The organism is Sulfurihydrogenibium subterraneum DSM 15120, from assembly GCF_000619805.1.
Classification (GTDB): Bacteria; Aquificota; Aquificia; order Aquificales; family Hydrogenothermaceae; genus Sulfurihydrogenibium; species Sulfurihydrogenibium subterraneum.
This window is the reverse complement of the sequence record NZ_JHUV01000008.1, coordinates 15,688-32,739: the sequence shown is the minus strand read 5'-3', so window position 1 is coordinate 32,739 and position 17,052 is coordinate 15,688. Positions and strand designations below refer to the sequence as shown.

General features: G+C 32.3%; 20 protein-coding genes. 9 read left to right on the top strand and 11 right to left on the bottom strand.

Translation table 11 applies throughout. The features are described 5' to 3' along the window. Window positions 1-40 precede the first annotated feature (40 nt). The 4 genes from Q385_RS08775 to atpC form a co-directional block, all read right to left on the bottom strand. The gene (locus Q385_RS08775; protein ID WP_084609394.1) at window positions 41-1,453 is read right to left on the bottom strand and encodes an ATP-binding protein; all 1,413 of its coding nucleotides are present in this window, start codon (window positions 1,451-1,453) and stop codon (window positions 41-43) included. 150 nt (window positions 1,454-1,603) lie between these two features. After that, window positions 1,604-1,867, bottom strand: coding sequence for a cupin domain-containing protein (locus tag Q385_RS0100865; RefSeq protein ID WP_028949854.1), 264 nt, complete (start codon window positions 1,865-1,867; stop codon window positions 1,604-1,606). An 8-nt stretch (window positions 1,868-1,875) separates the two neighbouring features. Next, a complete protein-coding gene (locus Q385_RS0100860; protein WP_028949853.1) occupies window positions 1,876-2,640 on the bottom strand; it encodes a tRNA1(Val) (adenine(37)-N6)-methyltransferase in 765 nt (254 codons plus the stop codon). Then, window positions 2,621-3,025 carry an ATP synthase F1 subunit epsilon gene (gene atpC / locus Q385_RS0100855; protein ID WP_028949852.1) on the bottom strand — a complete coding sequence of 135 codons (405 nt, stop codon included), beginning with the start codon at window positions 3,023-3,025 and terminating at the stop codon, window positions 2,621-2,623. Before atpC ends, Q385_RS0100860 begins: the two co-directional genes overlap by 20 nt. 61 nt (window positions 3,026-3,086) lie before the next feature. Between atpC and aspS the strand changes: the two genes are divergently transcribed. The 3 genes from aspS to Q385_RS0100835 all read left to right on the top strand — a co-directional run bounded on the left by aspS (window position 3,087) and on the right by Q385_RS0100835 (window position 6,445). Continuing rightward, window positions 3,087-4,895, top strand: a complete 1,809-nt coding sequence (gene aspS / locus Q385_RS0100850) for an aspartate--tRNA ligase (RefSeq protein ID WP_028949851.1) — start codon at window positions 3,087-3,089, stop codon at window positions 4,893-4,895. Next, entirely contained in the window at window positions 4,892-5,275 is a 384-nt protein-coding gene (locus tag Q385_RS0100845) for a rhodanese-like domain-containing protein (protein ID WP_028949850.1), read from the top strand. The genes aspS and Q385_RS0100845 overlap by 4 nt, the downstream gene beginning before the upstream one ends. A gap of 567 nt (window positions 5,276-5,842) precedes the next feature. After that, entirely contained in the window at window positions 5,843-6,445 is a 603-nt protein-coding gene (locus Q385_RS0100835; protein WP_028949848.1) for an HhH-GDP family DNA glycosylase, read from the top strand. 122 nt (window positions 6,446-6,567) lie between these two features. Here Q385_RS0100835 and Q385_RS09540 read toward each other — a convergent pair whose 3' ends face one another. Both Q385_RS09540 and Q385_RS09190 read right to left on the bottom strand, forming a co-directional pair. Next, on the bottom strand, window positions 6,568-6,744 hold the full coding sequence (locus Q385_RS09540; protein ID WP_425427180.1) for a TM1812 family CRISPR-associated protein: 177 nt from the start codon (window positions 6,742-6,744) through the stop codon (window positions 6,568-6,570). Between the two features lie 68 nt (window positions 6,745-6,812). Then, window positions 6,813-6,965, bottom strand: a complete 153-nt coding sequence (locus Q385_RS09190) for an integrase core domain-containing protein (RefSeq protein ID WP_084609393.1) — start codon at window positions 6,963-6,965, stop codon at window positions 6,813-6,815. A gap of 154 nt (window positions 6,966-7,119) precedes the next feature. On the opposite strand from Q385_RS09190, the gene aroD reads away from it, so the two are divergent. The 3 genes from aroD (at window position 7,120) to ybeY (ending at window position 9,284) form a co-directional block, all read left to right on the top strand. Then, window positions 7,120-7,812, top strand: coding sequence for a type I 3-dehydroquinate dehydratase (aroD, locus tag Q385_RS0100825; RefSeq protein WP_028949847.1), 693 nt, complete (start codon window positions 7,120-7,122; stop codon window positions 7,810-7,812). A 214-nt stretch (window positions 7,813-8,026) separates the two neighbouring features. Further along, window positions 8,027-8,842, top strand: coding sequence for a PhoH family protein (locus Q385_RS0100820; RefSeq protein WP_245596351.1), 816 nt, complete (start codon window positions 8,027-8,029; stop codon window positions 8,840-8,842). Then, window positions 8,832-9,284 carry an rRNA maturation RNase YbeY gene (gene ybeY, locus Q385_RS0100815; protein ID WP_028949845.1) on the top strand — a complete coding sequence of 151 codons (453 nt, stop codon included), beginning with the start codon at window positions 8,832-8,834 and terminating at the stop codon, window positions 9,282-9,284. Before Q385_RS0100820 ends, ybeY begins: the two co-directional genes overlap by 11 nt. Here ybeY and Q385_RS0100810 read toward each other — a convergent pair. Next, window positions 9,259-9,780, bottom strand: coding sequence for a lytic transglycosylase domain-containing protein (locus Q385_RS0100810; RefSeq protein WP_028949844.1), 522 nt, complete (start codon window positions 9,778-9,780; stop codon window positions 9,259-9,261). The two genes, ybeY and Q385_RS0100810, sit on opposite strands and share 26 nt — an antisense overlap. Before the next feature lie 67 nt (window positions 9,781-9,847). Between Q385_RS0100810 and ilvD the strand changes: the two genes are divergently transcribed. The 3 genes from ilvD to Q385_RS0100795 are packed head-to-tail and all read left to right on the top strand — an operon-like array spanning window position 9,848 to window position 13,078. Continuing rightward, entirely contained in the window at window positions 9,848-11,521 is a 1,674-nt protein-coding gene (ilvD, locus tag Q385_RS0100805; protein ID WP_028949843.1) for a dihydroxy-acid dehydratase, read from the top strand. Between the two features lie 11 nt (window positions 11,522-11,532). Next, on the top strand, window positions 11,533-12,657 hold the full coding sequence (gene metK / locus Q385_RS0100800; RefSeq protein WP_028949842.1) for a methionine adenosyltransferase: 1,125 nt from the start codon (window positions 11,533-11,535) through the stop codon (window positions 12,655-12,657). Continuing rightward, on the top strand, window positions 12,647-13,078 hold the full coding sequence (locus tag Q385_RS0100795) for a nucleotidyl cyclase domain-containing protein (RefSeq protein WP_028949841.1): 432 nt from the start codon (window positions 12,647-12,649) through the stop codon (window positions 13,076-13,078). Before metK ends, Q385_RS0100795 begins: the two co-directional genes overlap by 11 nt. On the opposite strand, the gene Q385_RS0100790 is transcribed toward Q385_RS0100795, so the two are convergent. The 4 genes from Q385_RS0100790 to Q385_RS0100775 are packed head-to-tail and all read right to left on the bottom strand — an operon-like array spanning window position 13,058 to window position 16,963. Beyond that, a complete protein-coding gene (locus Q385_RS0100790; RefSeq protein WP_028949840.1) occupies window positions 13,058-14,347 on the bottom strand; it encodes a Ni/Fe hydrogenase subunit alpha in 1,290 nt (429 codons plus the stop codon). The genes Q385_RS0100795 and Q385_RS0100790 overlap by 21 nt on opposite strands. Then, window positions 14,329-15,078, bottom strand: coding sequence for an NADH-quinone oxidoreductase subunit B family protein (locus tag Q385_RS0100785; protein ID WP_028949839.1), 750 nt, complete (start codon window positions 15,076-15,078; stop codon window positions 14,329-14,331). The genes Q385_RS0100790 and Q385_RS0100785 overlap by 19 nt, the downstream gene beginning before the upstream one ends. After that, a complete protein-coding gene (locus tag Q385_RS0100780) occupies window positions 15,078-15,875 on the bottom strand; it encodes an FAD/NAD(P)-binding protein (protein WP_028949838.1) in 798 nt (265 codons plus the stop codon). The genes Q385_RS0100785 and Q385_RS0100780 overlap by 1 nt, the downstream gene beginning before the upstream one ends. Beyond that, the gene (locus Q385_RS0100775) at window positions 15,872-16,963 is read right to left on the bottom strand and encodes a 4Fe-4S dicluster domain-containing protein (protein WP_028949837.1); all 1,092 of its coding nucleotides are present in this window, start codon (window positions 16,961-16,963) and stop codon (window positions 15,872-15,874) included. Before Q385_RS0100775 ends, Q385_RS0100780 begins: the two co-directional genes overlap by 4 nt. Window positions 16,964-17,052: the final 89 nt, after the last annotated feature.

The window sequence follows — 17,052 nt, the reverse complement described above, 5'->3', positions numbered from 1 at the left end:
AAATTCTTTGTATCTATGAAGCTTTTTCTCAATAAACTCTTTAAGCCTTGTTTTCAGCTTCTTTCTCTACTACTTTAAACTCTATTATATACGCTCTATCTTGATAAAATACAGTTAAGTCTATCTTTCCAATGTTAGTCGTATCTTCTGCCTTTGTGTTTAATCCGCTTCCTGTAAACAGTGCATACACCACAGATGCGTAAAATCCTTCGTAGTTGTCTAAATCGTTTCTCCTATACCAATCGTTTGGTATGCTTGCAAAGAAGCTGTGTAAAGCTGTCTTTAATTTTTCTAAGTCATTTTGTAATATTGCTTTTGTTAGTTCTATTTCTGTCGTGTTTTTTAGCGGTGGTGGTGTTAAGTGAGTTAAAAATGCATCGTTAAAACTTGTTTTTACTTCAAAGTTTGGATATGTTAGTTTATAGTACCACTTACCCAGTAGTTGCTGAGTTTCTTTTATTGTTAAATAACCTGACTGAAATAAAAGGTTTTCTGGATATATGTAATCTATGTCAAGGTTAGAAAGAAGCTCCTCTCCTACTTCTAACTCTTCTATTTTTGGAAGGTAATATTTATTTTGTTTTAGGAGTTTAATTAAAAAGGTTGGCGTTCCTGTTTCAAACCAGAAAGGTCTAAATTCTCTCTTATCAAAAAATAGTAAAATATCAAAAGGATTATAAACTTTATCACCAAGCCAGTTATAACCGTTATACCAATATTTTAGCTCTTCTAAATTTACTCCTTCTAACTGTTCTGCAAATACAGTTTCAAGCTCTGACTGAGTATATCCGCAAATAGTTGAAAATCTTGAATCTATAGTAATATCATTTAGCTGATTTAAACCGCTAAATATAGATACTTTTGAAAACCTTGACACACCTGTTAAAAATACAAACTTTAGATAAGGCTCAGCTGTCTTTAAGACGCTGTAGAAGTCTTTTAAAATATCTCTAATTTCTATGGCTTTTTCTGTGTTTTCTATGTTATCAAGTATTGGTTTATCATACTCATCCACCAACACTACAACTTGAGTTTTATATTCTTGGTATAGCTTTAAGATTAACTTTCTAAATAAAAATCCGTAATCGTCTTCTTCTTCTATTTTAACGTTATAGATTATAATGTGCTCTTTAAGTTGCTCTATAATCCATCTTTTCAATAAATTAACATCTTTTATATTTCTACTTCCAAAATCAATGTGTATAACAGGATACTTTATACTCCAGTCCCAATTTTTCTCTAAATACAGTCCTTCAAACAGCTGTTTATTGCCTAAAAAAGCCTGCTTTAGAGTATCTACAAACAGAGATTTTCCGAATCTTCTTGGTCTGCTTAAAAAGAAGTACTTTCCATTATCTACTAACTTTTTGACAAAAGGAGTTTTATCTACATAGTAGCAGTTGTCTTTTTTTATTGATTGTAATGTGGTTATGCCTATTGGTAGTCTTTTCATTGTTTTAAAACCTGTATAAGTTTTTTATATCGTGAATATTTACAAAAAATTTTATCACATTTTATTAAGCGTGCTTGTATGAGTTTTGCATCTTATTATATTTTTTTTAGATTTCTATAAAAAGCTGTTGGATAGTAATAAATGACTAACTTACTTACTTCCACAGAGATAGCAGACACCTTCTTCTGTTTTTGCCCAGTGTTTAGTGCCTGCTTTTACTTCTAAAATATCGCCTTCTTTTAAGTGATATACTTCATCTTCTGTGCCTATTATTATTGAGCCTTTGAAAACTAACCTAACTTCGTCATATCTATGAGTGTGCCAGTCGTAGTAAGTCTCTGGCTCATCACACCAAGAGTAGATGTTTCTATATCCCATATCTTCAAGTTTTTTAATAAGCTGTTTTAAATCCATAACTTTAATTATAAACAGTGTTCTGGATAATTTTCAAGTAAGTTCCATACGTACTCAGTGTATTTTTTTTCTTTTGGATTTTCATAGACTATTAAAGGACTTTCTACTGTTTCTCCACCTTCTTTAGCCTGCTTTATTGCTTCTACCATAAAATGAGTTGCTTTTTCTTTTATAGAAGGATGTACAAATCTATATCTTTTAGGTTGAATATTATTATTTTTCAAATACTTAACTGTTTCAGATAGTCTCTCACAAGGCACTATCATAAAAAGTTTTCCTTTATTTTTAAGTAGATACCAAGATGCCTTTATAAAATCCTCTAAAGTTGCCAGAGCTTCAGACCTTGCTATCTTTTCTTGGATGTTTTTATAATCTCCTGATTTAAAATAAGGTGGATTTATCACAACATAATCAAAAAATTGATGTTCGTAAAACTTCTTTACCTCTTTAACGTCTCCCAATTGCAGATTTGCATTTAAGTTGTTGATTTTAAGATTCTTCTCAGCCAGTTGATACAAATTTTCTTGAACTTCTAACCCATAAAATTGCAGATTTTTATACTTTAAAGACAAAAGAATCAATATTATTCCACTGCCTGTCCCAAGGTCTATCAGCTTCCCAGAAGATTTTATGTTTACAAAATCAGCAAGTAATAGACTGTCTATGTTGAATCTGTAGCCGTCCTTTTTTTGAATTATAAAAACCTTTCCCCTGATGAAAGGAGAAAGGTCTTCATCTTCTTGAAGATTTATATTAAACTTTTGCAGATGCAAGATTTAAAAGTGTTTCAGCTCTGTATTTTTGTTTTTCGTAATGCTTTCTTTCTTCTTCCGTTAAGTTTTCTGATTGGAGTTTTGAGTTTGCTTCTTCAAGGAGCTTCTTTTCGTTTTCTGTGTCTATCTCGTTTAATTCGTAAACTTCTTCAATTAATGCGATAACTTTGTCTCCTGCTACGTCTAATATACCGTAAGTTATAGCCATCTCTTTTACTTCACCGTTTGCCTTCTCAATCCTTAACTTTCCTGGAGTGATGTTTGTAAGAAGTAGCATGTGGTTTTCTAAAATACCTATTTCTCCGTCAGCTGTTGTTATAACAGTTTGATAAACTTCTCCACTAAAAACATTTCCAAGCGGAGTTACAACATCTAATTTATACATAATGCCTCCGATGTTAAAGTTTTGATATAATTATAACATAAAACAAACTAAGGAGATACTGATGACAGACCAGCTTAGAGACTTTAAAAGAGATTACTATTGTGGAGATTTAAACGAAGGTAATATAGGAGAAGAAGTTAGACTACTTGGATGGGTTGATACTGTAAGAGACCACGGAGGTGTTTTATTTATAAATCTAAGAGACAGAGAAGGAATAGTTCAGGTTGTATTTGACCCTTCAAAAATATCCCAAGAAGTTTACAACAAAGCAAAAAAATTAAAATCTGAGTATGTAATAGGCGTTAAAGGTATTGTAGGCAGAAGACCTACAGGAACAGAAAACCCAAAAATGAAAACAGGAAACATAGAAGTTTTAGCAGATTATTTGATTATTCTAAATACAAGTGAAGTTTTACCTTTCCAAATAGAAGACAACATAAAAGTAAGCGAAGAAGTAAGGCTAAAGTACAGATACTTAGACCTTAGAAGACCATCAATGCAAAGAAACATAATACTAAGACACGAGGTTTATCAAGCTGTAAGAGAGTTTTTAGTAGGAAATGGATTTATTGAAGTTGAAACGCCAATGTTAACAAAATCAACACCAGAAGGAGCAAGAGACTTTTTAGTCCCTTCAAGGTTAGAAAAAGGCAAATTTTATGCACTTCCACAATCCCCTCAGCTCTTTAAACAGATTCTTATGGTTGCAGGTTTAGAAAGATACTTTCAAATAGTTAAGTGTTTTAGAGATGAGGATTTAAGAGCGGATAGACAGCCAGAGTTTACCCAGATAGACTTAGAGATGTCTTTTGTGTCAGAAGAAGACGTTATGAGTTTATCAGAAGCTCTTATTCAGCACGTTTACAAAAAAGTGTTAGGTATTGATGTAAAAATTCCTTTTAGAAGAATGTCTTACGAAGAGGCTATAAACAGATACGGAACAGATAAACCAGACTTAAGATATGGTTTAGAGCTTATAGATATTACAGATATAGCCTCAGAGGTTGAGTTTAAAGTATTTAACGATGTAGCAAAGTCAGGAGGACTTGTTAAAGGTATTAACGTAAAAGGTGGTGCTAAGTTTTCAAGAAAAGAGATAGATGACCTTACAGAGTATGCTAAAAAGTTTGGTGCTAAAGGAATGGCTTGGATAAAGCTTGAAAACGGTGAGGCAACATCTCCTATTTTAAAATTCTTTACAGAAGACCAAAAACAAAAACTTTTCCAAAGAATGCAAGCCCAAGACGGAGACCTGCTTGTATTCATAGCAGATAAAAAAGACATAACCCACAGAGTTTTAGGATTTTTAAGAAAGCATTTAGCAGAAAAGTTAAACTTAATAGATAAAAATAAGTTAGAGTTTTTATGGGTGGTTGACTTTCCTTTATTTGAATGGGACGAGGAAGAAAACAGGTTAGTTGCAATTCATCACCCATTTACAAGCCCAAAAGATGAAGACATAGAAAAGTTAGACCAAGCATTAGAAAATCCAGAAATTGCCTTATCTTTCAAATCAAAGGCATACGATATGGTTTTAAACGGAGAAGAGATAGGCGGAGGCTCTATCAGAATACACACTCCATACTTACAGCAAAAAATATTTAAACTACTAAACATATCAGAAGAAGAAGCAAAAGAAAAATTTGGATTTTTAATAGAAGCTCTAAGCTACGGAGCTCCACCTCACGGAGGACTTGCTTTTGGATTGGACAGAATCCTCGCACTTATGACAGGAAGTGAAAGCATAAGAGACGTAATAGCATTTCCTAAAACTCAAAAAGGAGTATGCCCTCTAACAGGAGCTCCTGATTATGTAGCGGAAAAACAGTTAAAAGAGTTAGGAATAAAAATAGAAAAGGATGAAGAATGAGAAAATTAATATTTGCTATACTACTAAGCTTTGTATTTGCCTATGCTTATCAGGATTTAGATTCAAAGGCGTTTTATGAAAAGATTCAAAAGGAAAAAGATGTGATTGTTTTAGACGTTAGAACTCCTATAGAATATGAAAAAGATGGACACATACCAGGCTCTATCTTAATACCAGTCCAAGTCCTTCCTCAGTACATAAAAGATTTGGAAAAGTTTAAAGATAAAAAAATACTCGTTTATTGCAGGTCTGGAAACAGAAGCGTTATGTCAAGTAAGTTTTTAGAACAAAATGGATTTAAAAATGTTTACAACTTAAAAGGCGGAATAATAGACTGGAAGAAGAATAATCTTCCAGTAGAGTTTGGAATGAAAAAGTAAATGGTTTTGAAGTAGAAAAGTTGCATTTTTTGAAAAAGTTTTGTATAATGTTTTTAGTGGTTAATGGTTAAAATTTAAATACCTTGACAACTGAATAGGTTTAAATCCCACTTAATTTTTTGAAAATTAGCTAAAATTAGCTTATTGATAACAATTATCATTAAATTTTGCATCGTGATAACAGAAAATATATTATTGTAATAATCAAGTAGTGATAAGGGTGAAAGTGGGAATATAACAGAAAATATATTTGCATTATGTGAGGTTTGATGCAATTAACCTCAATTTGCGAATGGTTAACGAAAATAAAAACTGCCAGCAAACCAGCGTCATTACTTGGTTATTTAATTTTTTTATTTTTGAAAATTAACGGGTTTTGTCTGAACTATGTGGGATAGAAAGACTCCTTTTCTGTTTAACATTAGTATGTATGAGTCAAGTTTTGTCTGAACTATGTGGGATAGAAACTCTTTAAGGTCTATCTGTTTTGCTTTCTCTTTAGCTTCTTTCTTTGTTTTTCCCCAACTATGAGGGAATTGAAGTAATTTCTTGCAGGAGGATTAAGTTATGAGCGATGCAAAAAAACTTGTAGACTTTGTAAAACAAGAAATCCCCAATTTCCGTAATTATGGTTCACCTCCAATACAGAATCATATGGGAGCACTTATTATGGATGCCTGTATGCAAGCTGGACTGAATTACGATAGAGTAGTTAAGCCAAGGGTTGAAGAAATAGCAAGATATCCAGATTTACCCACCACGACAGGAGTTTATCAAAACATGAATAAAATGATAGAAGTAGCTGTTGAAAATAGTGCAAAAAGAGAATGTATTCAAGAACTTACACAGTTTTTTTTACAAAAAGGTATTGATACTGTTAGTGATTTAAGGAAAAATTATTGGAGCATAAGAGATAAGCTATTAAGTTTAAAGAATATTGGGCGCAAGACCAGAGATTACATAGGGATTCTCGCAGGCGTGCCAGATGTGGTAGCCATAGACAGATTACTAACACAGTTTGCAGAAAAAGCGGGAATTCATGTCGGAAATCCTTCTGATAGTGCGAGTGACTATGATAGGTTATTTAATATTTATAGAGAAGCAGCTTACTTACTTGGAATATCACCAGCGGAATTAGACAATGCTGTGTGGAAATATATGAATAAATAAAGTTCTGATATTCTAAATGGAATTAGAGCTTTTTTGTAACTACTTTAGAAAATCTTCTATAATTTTTTTACTATCTTCTTTAAAATCACAATAACCTATGTACAATTTGTCATCTTGTTTTTTCAACATAGTGATTTTACGTTTAAACCGCTGTGTGCAAGAAAGTTGCGTTTATCATTTATGGATACATAACAGCCAGTTCTTCTACCTGTTTCTAACTCTTCTATGTTTTTCTCTTTTCCTTCTTTTAACATATTTTTCAGATTTTCCTCAAAATTTTCGATGTCTCTTTCTAACATTATTTTGTTAGCTAAAAGTCCGTGTATAAGTTCTATACATCATGAACACCCACACCTAAAAAATTTTATCACATTTTATTAAGCATGTCTGCAGGAGTTTTATATCCTAAAGAGTAGTGCGGTCTTATAAAATTGTATTTTTCCACATAACTACTTAATCTTCTATTCATCTCATCTATCGTATATTCCATTTTCTCTATTAACCATAACTTCTTTAACACCTTTCATTTTGCCTTCTGTTTAGTAAATTTTTTATTTCACAGTGGGTAGGTGTTCACTGTCTATATGAACTTATACAGGTAAAAATATTATTTTTTATTTTATGATAAAATGGTAAAGACAAAGTTTGTTTAAAAAACTATGGAGTTATAAAAAATGGTAAAGTTAGCTTTACCTATCACGGATGATAATGTAGAAGATACATTATCAAAAGCACTTTTAGAAGATATTGATATAATTGAATTGAGGATAGATCAATTTAAAATCAGAGATTTTAAACATATATTAGATGTAATAAAAAAAGTAAAAGAAAAAGGATTTATAGCACTTGCAACTGTAAGAAGTAAACTTGAAGGGGGAGCCGATATACCAGATGAAGGAAGATTTGAAATATTTAGCCAAATAGCAGATTATGTAGATATGGCAGATATAGAATATACTTCATTTAAAATAAATAAACAAGTAATAGACTTTTATCACTCAAAAGGAAAATCTGTAATAATGTCCTACCATGATTTTGAAAAAACTCCTTCTGATGATTATATCCAAACTATAATAAATGAAAGTAAGCTGATGGGAGCTGATATAGTAAAGTATGCCTTTAAAGCAAGAAGTTTTGAAGATGTAGCAAGGGTTATGTGTATCACACACAAAAACAGAGAGAAAAATTTGGTAGCAATACTTATGGGAGAAATAGGAAAAGTTTCAAGAGTAATAGCACCTGTATTTGGAAGTTTAATAACCTACACATTTATAGGTCAGTCTTTTGCACCAGGACAGTTGGAAGCAAAAAAATTAAATGAACTTTTAGAGTTTTTTAACATACAAAAAGGATGGAAATTAGATTGAAAAGGTATAAATTAATCAAAAATTTGAAACGGAGGTTTTAAGAATTTTAAAGTTAGAAGTGCAAATACCTGTAGAAGCCTTTTTTAATGTAGTTGGAACCAGAGACGAAAATCTAAGATACTTTGAAGAACTTTTTAACCTAAAGATCTTTGCAAGGGGAACATCAATAATAGCTTCTGGTGAAGAGGAAAATCTAGATAAATTTGAAGAGTTTATGGAAAAAGTATCATCATATTTTGAAGTAGGACATATACTATCACCTCAAGACATAAGAAACCTTGCAGTTGGATTTAAACTTGAACTAGAAAAAGAAGAAAAATTAGAAAGAGAACAAGAGAAAGTAAAAGTAGCAGATACAATTTTATTCTCATACAAGAGAAAGCCTATTATGGCAAAAACACCTACTCAAAAGTTATACGTTGAAACGATAAAGAAAAATGATATCACTTTTGGAATAGGACCAGCCGGAACAGGTAAAACATATCTTGCAATGGCAGTTGCTGTTTCTTATCTAAAACAGAATAAAGTAAGTAGGGTAATTCTAACAAGACCTGCGGTAGAAGCTGGAGAAAAGTTAGGATTTTTACCAGGAACATTAGAAGAAAAAGTTGACCCGTACTTAAGACCACTATACGATGCACTTTACGATATGGTTGACCCGGAAAAAGTAAACGATATGATAGAAAAAAAAGTTATTGAAGTTGCACCTTTGGCGTTTATGAGAGGTAGGACTTTAAACGATGCTTTTATAATCCTTGATGAAGCACAAAATACAACAAAAGAGCAGATGAAAATGTTATTAACGAGGATAGGGTTTGGTTCAAAAGCTGTGATAACAGGAGACGTAACCCAAATAGATTTACCAAAAACAAGTCAGTCCGGATTAATAGAAGCTATAAAAATTTTAGATGGTGTAAAAGGAATAGGATTTACAAGATTTTCTGAAAAGGACGTAGTAAGACATCCTATAGTTCAAAGGATAATAGAAGCTTACAATAAATACGAAGAAGAAAATCAGAATGAAAAATAGAATACTTATAAATAAGGAAGTTTATGATAGAGAAATAACAAAAGAATTTGTAAAAAAGGTAGTAGATCAAATTTTAAACAACCTTCAGCTGGAAAATGTAGAGGTAAGTATAACACTTACAGATAACGATACAATAAAAAGTATAAATAAACAGTGGCGTGGTAAAGATAAACCTACAGATGTTTTATCCTTTCCTCAAGGATATACCATAGGCTATAAATACAGAGTTTTAGGTGATGTAATAATATCTCTGCCGTATGCAAAAAATCAAGCTAGAGAAATAGGTCATTCTTACAAAGCCGAGATAGTAAGATTATTAACCCATGGTATTTTACATCTTTTAGGTTATGACCATGAAACAAACGAAGAAGATGCAAAAATAATGTTTGACCTGCAGGATAGAATATGCGAAAAAGTTATCTACGAGCTACAAGTCCCATAGATATTAAGGCGTTGTAAACTTTGTAAGCGTAATCTTTTCTACCGTTATAACGCCATATTGCATCCCAAGTTAAACCGTACTTGTTAATGTTTTCTCTTAAAATGTATGCAGAAACTTTTATGTTGTTGCAAGGGTCTAAAAGCTGTTCAGGTTGAAGCTTCAATCTTTTTATATTCCATACATTTATCTGACCTATTCCAACATCGTAATTATAACCGTTATCATGTAAATATCTAACATACACTAAAGCTTCTGTTAAAGATTTTGGATTTATAACTTTAACTGACTTACCATTTTGATTTATGTTTATAACCCAAGGTCTAAATCCAGACTCAACTTTTGCAATTGCAATAAGCAATCCCTGAGGAACATTATAACTAACAGAGGCTTCGTAAAAGCAACGATTTAAATCCTCATTTAATGCGAAAGTTGGCTTAACAAAAAGTGTAAACATTAAAAGACCTATTAAAAAGTTTAGGAATTTTTTGCTTGCCATTAAACTCTATTATACCAAAAAATTTTGCTATACTATTAACTAACTTATCGGTATTTAGGAGGAAAAGATGAGAAGTGATGAAATAAAAAAGGGAATAGAAAGAGCTCCCCATAGAAGTTTACTTAGAGCATGTGGACTTAAAGAAGAAGACTTTGGAAAACCGTTTATAGGTGTCGCTAACTCTTACATAGATATAATCCCTGGGCATGTTCATCTTCAAGAGTTTGCACAACACGTAAAGCAGGCTATTAGAGAAGCTGGAGGAGTTCCATTTGAATTTAATGTTATTGGCGTTGATGACGGAATAGCAATGGGGCACTCTGGTATGTTTTACTCTCTTCCAAGTAGAGAATTAATAGCAGACAGCGTAGAGACCGTTGTCCAAGCTCACAAGTTAGATGGACTTGTCCTTATACCAAACTGCGATAAGATTGTCCCCGGTATGATAATGGCAGCTGCAAGGGTAAATATTCCTACTATTTTAGTCAGTGGTGGTCCTATGGCAGCTGGTCATACCCAAAACGGAAAACCTATAGATTTAGCAACAGTTTTTGAAGCCGTTGGTTCTATAAAGAAAGGATTGATAAAAGAAGAAGAACTTTTAGACATTGAGTCCCATGCTTGCCCTACGTGTGGGTCTTGTTCTGGAATGTTTACAGCAAACTCTATGAACTGTCTTGCTGAAGCTTTGGGAATTGCTCTTCCTGGAAATGGTTCGATACTTGCAATAGACCCAAGAAGAATAGAACTCGCAAAACAAGCAGGAAGACAGATAGTAGAGCTTGTTAAAGCCAACCTAAAATTCAGAGATATAGTAAACTATCAAACTTTTGAGAACGCTTTCACACTTGATATAGCAATGGGAGGGTCTTCAAATACAGTTTTACACCTTTTAGCTATAGCTCACGAGGCAGGAATTGAGTTTCCTATGGAAAAAATAGATGAAATCTCAAGAAAAACACCAACCCTTTGTAAACTAGCTCCCGCGTCTCAATATCATATGGAAGATTTGGATAGAGCTGGTGGAATCTATGCAATATTAAAAGAATTATCTAAAAAGAATCTACTGCATTTAGGCAGACCTACAGTTTTAATGAAAACTTTGGGAGAGGCTATAAGAGATGCAGAAATTAAAGATTACAATGTTATAAGACCTATAGACAATCCATACAGTGAAACTGGAGGGCTTGCAGTACTATTTGGAAACATAGCACCAGATGGAGCAGTAGTCAAAGCTGCAGCAGTTGACCCTAAAATAATGGTTCACAAAGGAAAAGCGGTTGTATTTGATAGTGAAGAAGAAGCTATAAAAGGCATAACAAATGGAAAAGTAAAAGAAGGAAACGTAGTTGTTATCAGGTACGAAGGCCCAAAAGGTGGACCTGGAATGAGAGAAATGCTTGCTCCAACGTCAACAATAATGGGAATGGGACTTGGAGACAAAGTGTCTCTTATAACAGATGGAAGATTTTCTGGTGCCACAAGAGGAGCTTGTATAGGACACGTATCTCCAGAAGCTGCAGCAGGAGGACCTATAGGTATAATTCAAGACGGAGACGAGATATTAATAGATATTCCAAATAGAAAGATAGAGTTGTTAATACCTCAAGAAGAGTTTGAAAGAAGAATGAAAGAGTTCAAACCTAAGAAAAAAGAAATACCAAGTCCTTGGCTTAGAAGATACTCAAAGTTCGTAACCTCTGCAAATAAAGGTGCTATCTTATCAGATGAATGTAGTTAAGGAGTAAAGGTATGAGAACTATAAAAAGTGCAGAGAGTGTGTGTCAGGGGCATCCTGATAAAATAGCAGATATAATAGCAGATGCCATATTAGACGATTTAATATCAAAAGATCCTTATACCAGAGCTTCTATCGAAGTTTTAGTCACTATGGGTCTTGTTCACGTAGCAGGCGAGATATCTACCGATGCATATTCGGACATTCCTACAATAGTGAGAAACACGCTTATTGAGATAGGATATACTAAGCCAGAGTACGGTTTTGATGGATATACAGCAGGAGTAATTACAACTATAAACGACCAAAGCCCAGAAATTTCTTTAGGACTACCTTCAGATAGAGCAGGAGATAGCTGTATTGTTGTAGGATACGCAACAAACGAAACAGAAAACTACATGCCTCTTCCATGTAATGTAGCAAGTGAGATAACAGAAAAACTTACCATTCTGAGAAAAGACGGCACCTTACCATTTTTAAGACCTGACGGTAAAGCTTTGGTCAGCGTTGAGTATGAAGATGAAAAGCCTGTTAGAGTAAAAAACATAGCTATTATGGTTCAACACGAACCATATATCACAGAAAGAGAATTAAAAGAAGCAATTATCGAAGAAGTAATAAAAAAACTAAAGTATAAAGATTACATAAGCGAAAAAACAAATATAGTTATAAATCCTATTGGTAGATTTATAATAGGTGGACCAATGGCAGATACAGGACTAACTGGAAGAAAAATTGCTGCAGATGCTTATGGAACAGCCTGTCCAAACGGTGGAAGTGCATTTTCTGGAAAAGACCCAACAAAAGTAGATAGGTCTGCTTCATACTTTGCAAGGTTTATAGCAAAAAACATAGTTTCAAGAGGACTTGCAGACAGGTGTAAAGTTGAGATGGTTTATGCAATAGGTTCAGAGTATCCATTAATTATAAACTTAGATTGTGAAAATGGAGAAAAAATTGAAAAAAATCTTTACAAATTCAGTGTAAGTGATATAATAGAATTACTAAAACTTAGAAAGCCTATATACAAAAAAACAGCATTAGAAGGCCACTTTGGGAAAGAAGATGAAGAATTATTATGGGAAGAAACAGAAGAACTTTTTGACTACTTTTTAAAGGAGGGGAAAAATGCAGGCTAACCAAGAATTAAAAATTTATGATTTCGAAGTCTTTAAAGCTTTAGTAGAGATAGAGATAGAAAGGATTAAAAGGTACGGAAAAAGTAAACATTTTTCAATAGCATTTTTATACTTTCCTTCTATTACAAAACTTTTAATAGAAAATAAACCAAAAGATATAGATATATTCTTTAAACTCAGAGAGAACATTAGGAGTGTGGATGTTTTATCTCCTGTTGATGAAGATTTTGTTTTTTTATTCTTCCCAGAAACAGATAAAAATCAGGTAGAAAAAGCAATAGAAAGATTGAAAAAGTCTATTAAATTGGAATTAGTTGAAGGTGTTGCTTCATATCCAGAAGATGGAAAAACTGCAAGAGACCTTTTTGACCAGATGGTTAAAATAATGAACGACAAACTTTTACCTATTATTGAGATTTAGCTTGTCAATTTTTAAAAAGTGGGTTGCGCAAGATATACAAGGGTCAAAGTCTCTTATTATAGATTCTCCATAATTTATTAATGTTAACTCATCTTTTAAATTATCGTTTATTATTAATCTTTTTAGTAACTCCTCTATTACAGATTGATTTTGGGATGTAGGTGGTATTATATTTGCTATTTCTATTATTCCTTTTGAATTGAGTTTATAGTTATGCCATAGTATTCCCCTTGGAGCTTCGGACACACCCGTCCCTTCTCCTTCTAATATTTCGTACTTTTCATTTTTAAGTCTGTTTCTTTGATAGAGTTTTATTAATTCTATAGACCTTTCTATACTATCTAAAATCTCAATCATCCTTATTATTATTGTTTTAGACATGTTACTTTCTATCGGTTTTACTCCATACTTCAAAGCTATCTTTTTAGAATTTTCTGTTAAATTATCAAAACTGTTGTTAAATCTTGCTATAGGTCCTACAATATAAGTTTTTCCCTCTTTTGTTTTACTGTACTTTGCTGTTGAGTAAGGTTTTTCAAACTCGTAAAAGTATTCTAAAAACTCATCTTTATCTATAGTCAAGCCTGTTGACAAGTATATTTTGCCTTTTAGTATTGGATAGTAATCTTCCTCTTTTAATGAGACAAAGACTATGCCTTCAGGAATAAGATGTTTTGGAAAATTCAACTTTGACAAGAAGTCTACTGTCTCTAAAGAATAATCATAAGATTTTTCCAAGTATGGTATTAACGATTTTATCTCTTCATCTTTTGGAAAGTGAGTAAAACCTCCTACACATGCCGTTACAGGATGAACATCTCTTCCTCCTATTACTTCTAATATCTTCTGTCCTGTTTGTTTTATAAAAAGAGCTTTTTTAGATAAATCCGGATTTAGCTTAATAAATTCAAAGAAAGAACTTAAACCTAAAAAATCCGGAAGATGCATAAAGAAAACGTGTATTGCATGACTGTGAATCCACTCACCGTAATAAAAGATTCTCCTTAAATTTTCAACCTCCTTACTAACCTTTATATTAAATATACTTTCAATAGCTTGAACACTACTGATTTGATAAGCGACAGGACAAATTCCGCATATCCTCGCTGTTATATCCGGTATAACTTCAAATTTTTTACCTTTTAAAATAGTTTCAAAAAATCTCGGCGGTTCAAATATGTTTAAGACTACATCTTGAACTAAATTATCCTTTAATATCAGCTTTAAAGTACCTTCTCCCTCTACTCTTGTTAAAAGTTTTGTTTCCATATTTTTTCCCTAAAGATAGGATTGTAAGGATTTAAACTGTTTTCAATAAACTCTTTTATATCCCAATTTTTTTCCTTAAAAATATTATATAACGCCTCAATATTTGCATCTTTGTAAGGCCCGAAACAGCCGTAACATCCTCTACTCAGAGATGGACATAGAGCATTACATCCTGCCATTGTAATAGGACCTAAACATGGATTATTCAAAATAAGTAAACAGACGTTGCCTCTCCTCTTACATTCAAGACAAACAGGATAATTGTAATTATGAGGACTTTTACCTATTAAAATAGAGTTTATAAAATCTTTTATTACATTTGTTGATACTGGACATCCTCTAATTTCAAAATCAACTTTTACCACCTGAGATATAGGAATAGCATTTTCAGGAACATTTTGAGTAATGTCTTGAATTTTATACACAGTTTTAATATCGTCTATATTCCTAAAGTTCCTGATAGATTGAACACCTCCTGAAACAGCACAAGCACCAATACTGACAAGAACTTTACTTTTTTCTCTAATATCCTTTATCCTCTCAATTTCTTCATTTGTAGATACAGACCCTTCTACAAAAGAAACATCAAAGTAGTCATAATTGTTTACAGACTGGGCTTCCAAAAAGTAATCTATATTAAAGTTTTCTAACTCAGCCAACTCTCTGGAAAGATTTATAAAGGATAGTTGACAACCATCACAAGAAGAGAACTTAAATATACCTATTTTCATCAAACACCTTTTTTTGTATAAAAGTATTCAATTTCTTTGTAGTTAAACACTGGACCATTTTTACAGACAAAGTAGGGACCAATCATACAGTGTCCACATGTACCAACAGCACATTTCATATGCCTTTCTAAAGATATGTAAATATTTTCTTTTTTTACACCTTTACTTTCAAGTATTTCAATAACAGCGTTTACCATAGGATCAGGACCACACATAAAAACAACACTATTACTGTCTATGTCTGTATCGTTTATCAAATCTGTGATTAATCCCACTTTTCCTTTCCATCTTTCATTTCCTGTATTCAAAATCGTCTTAAAATCTATTTCCTTTTCCCATTCCTCAATTTTTTCTCTATAAAGGATATCATCGTAACTTTTGGCACCATATAGTGAAATTACATTCTTAAATCTATGCTTTTGTTTTAAAGCTTCTTCTAAAATCCATCTTGTGGCAGCAAGTCCTAAACCACCGGAAACAATAAAAAGATTTTTTCCAAAAGCCTTATCAATAGGCCACAGATTACCGTAAGGGCCACGCAAGTATATACTATCACCTTCTTTTGCTTTATCAAAGTATCCAGTAACGTCTCCTACTATTCTGATAGTATTAACCATAAAACCATCTTTGTAATCAGCTATTGTAATCGGAGCCTCTCCTCTACCGATTGCATAAAACATAACAAACTGTCCTGGTCTTGGGTCTTTTAAATTTACTTCTACGATTACAGTTATTGTATTGTAATTCTCCTGATAAACTTTTAAAATTTTTCCTTCTATTAAATCATACGGTTTCACGCAAAATCTCTCACTTTGTTAGTTTCTATCTCAATATCTATTTTAGCCGGACACCATGTAATGCATCTTCCACATCCTACACAACCGATATCATCAAATTGATCTTGCCAATAAGCCATTTTATGTAGTAACCAATGTCTGTATCTAAAAAAGATTTTATCTCTAAGGTTAAACTTATGAACCGTTGCGAAATTTGGATTAAAGCAAGAGTCATAAATTCTTACTCTTTCAGAATAACTACCATCTAAAGAATTTTTCTCAATTATATCAAAACAGAAACATGTAGGGCAGACTTGTGTACAACTCGTACATCCAAGACATCTGTTTCCTATCTCTTCCCAGTAAGGATGATTTATCTTTTTATATAGTTCTTCTTTTAAGTTTTCTTTATTTAAGCTTTTTTTGATTTTAGTGTAAGTTTGAGTTAGAATTTCATTTTTTTCTTTTAAATCATCTTCATCCGCTTCCTTTAAACTCAATCCTTCTAATAATCTCTTTCCTTTGTCTGTTTTAACTTCTAACAAAAACCCTTTTTTTAATTCTGTTAAAACTATATCAGATCCATAATCATTGTTAAAATTTACGTTCATAGAACTGCAAAAGCAAACATCTGACACTTCACTGCAGTTGACTGCTACTATAAATAAATTTTCTCTGAGTTCCTTGTAATATTCATCAGGATAGTTATTTTTATTTATAAAAACTTCATCTAATATAGACAAAGCCTTTAAGTCGCATTTCCTAACGTCAAAAAATGCCATAGGCTTTTTGGTATGTTTATTTTCACTTTCAAAGTAGAGTTTTCCATCTTTAATATAAACCCTGTATAGTACCTCCTCCGCTGGTCTTAGGAAGTTTTTTAAAGTATTATAAGGCCTTACATAACTGAAATACTTTCCGATATTATCGGATACAAAATAGCTTCCTGCATACTCCATCTGAGCTTTACCAAAAGGGATTGCATCAAAGTCTGGATTTTTTCTATACTGTATTACTCCATTATCGTAAACGGGCGAAATAACCTCATAAACTTCTTTTAATCTCTTATAAATCTGTCTCAATGTTGTAATATCACATTTAAAAACCATTTAAAAAACCTTAAATTGATTATATTTCTAAGTATAACCTCTTTCATTTAAAAAGACAATAAAAAATGGTAAAATTATCTTTAAATTTT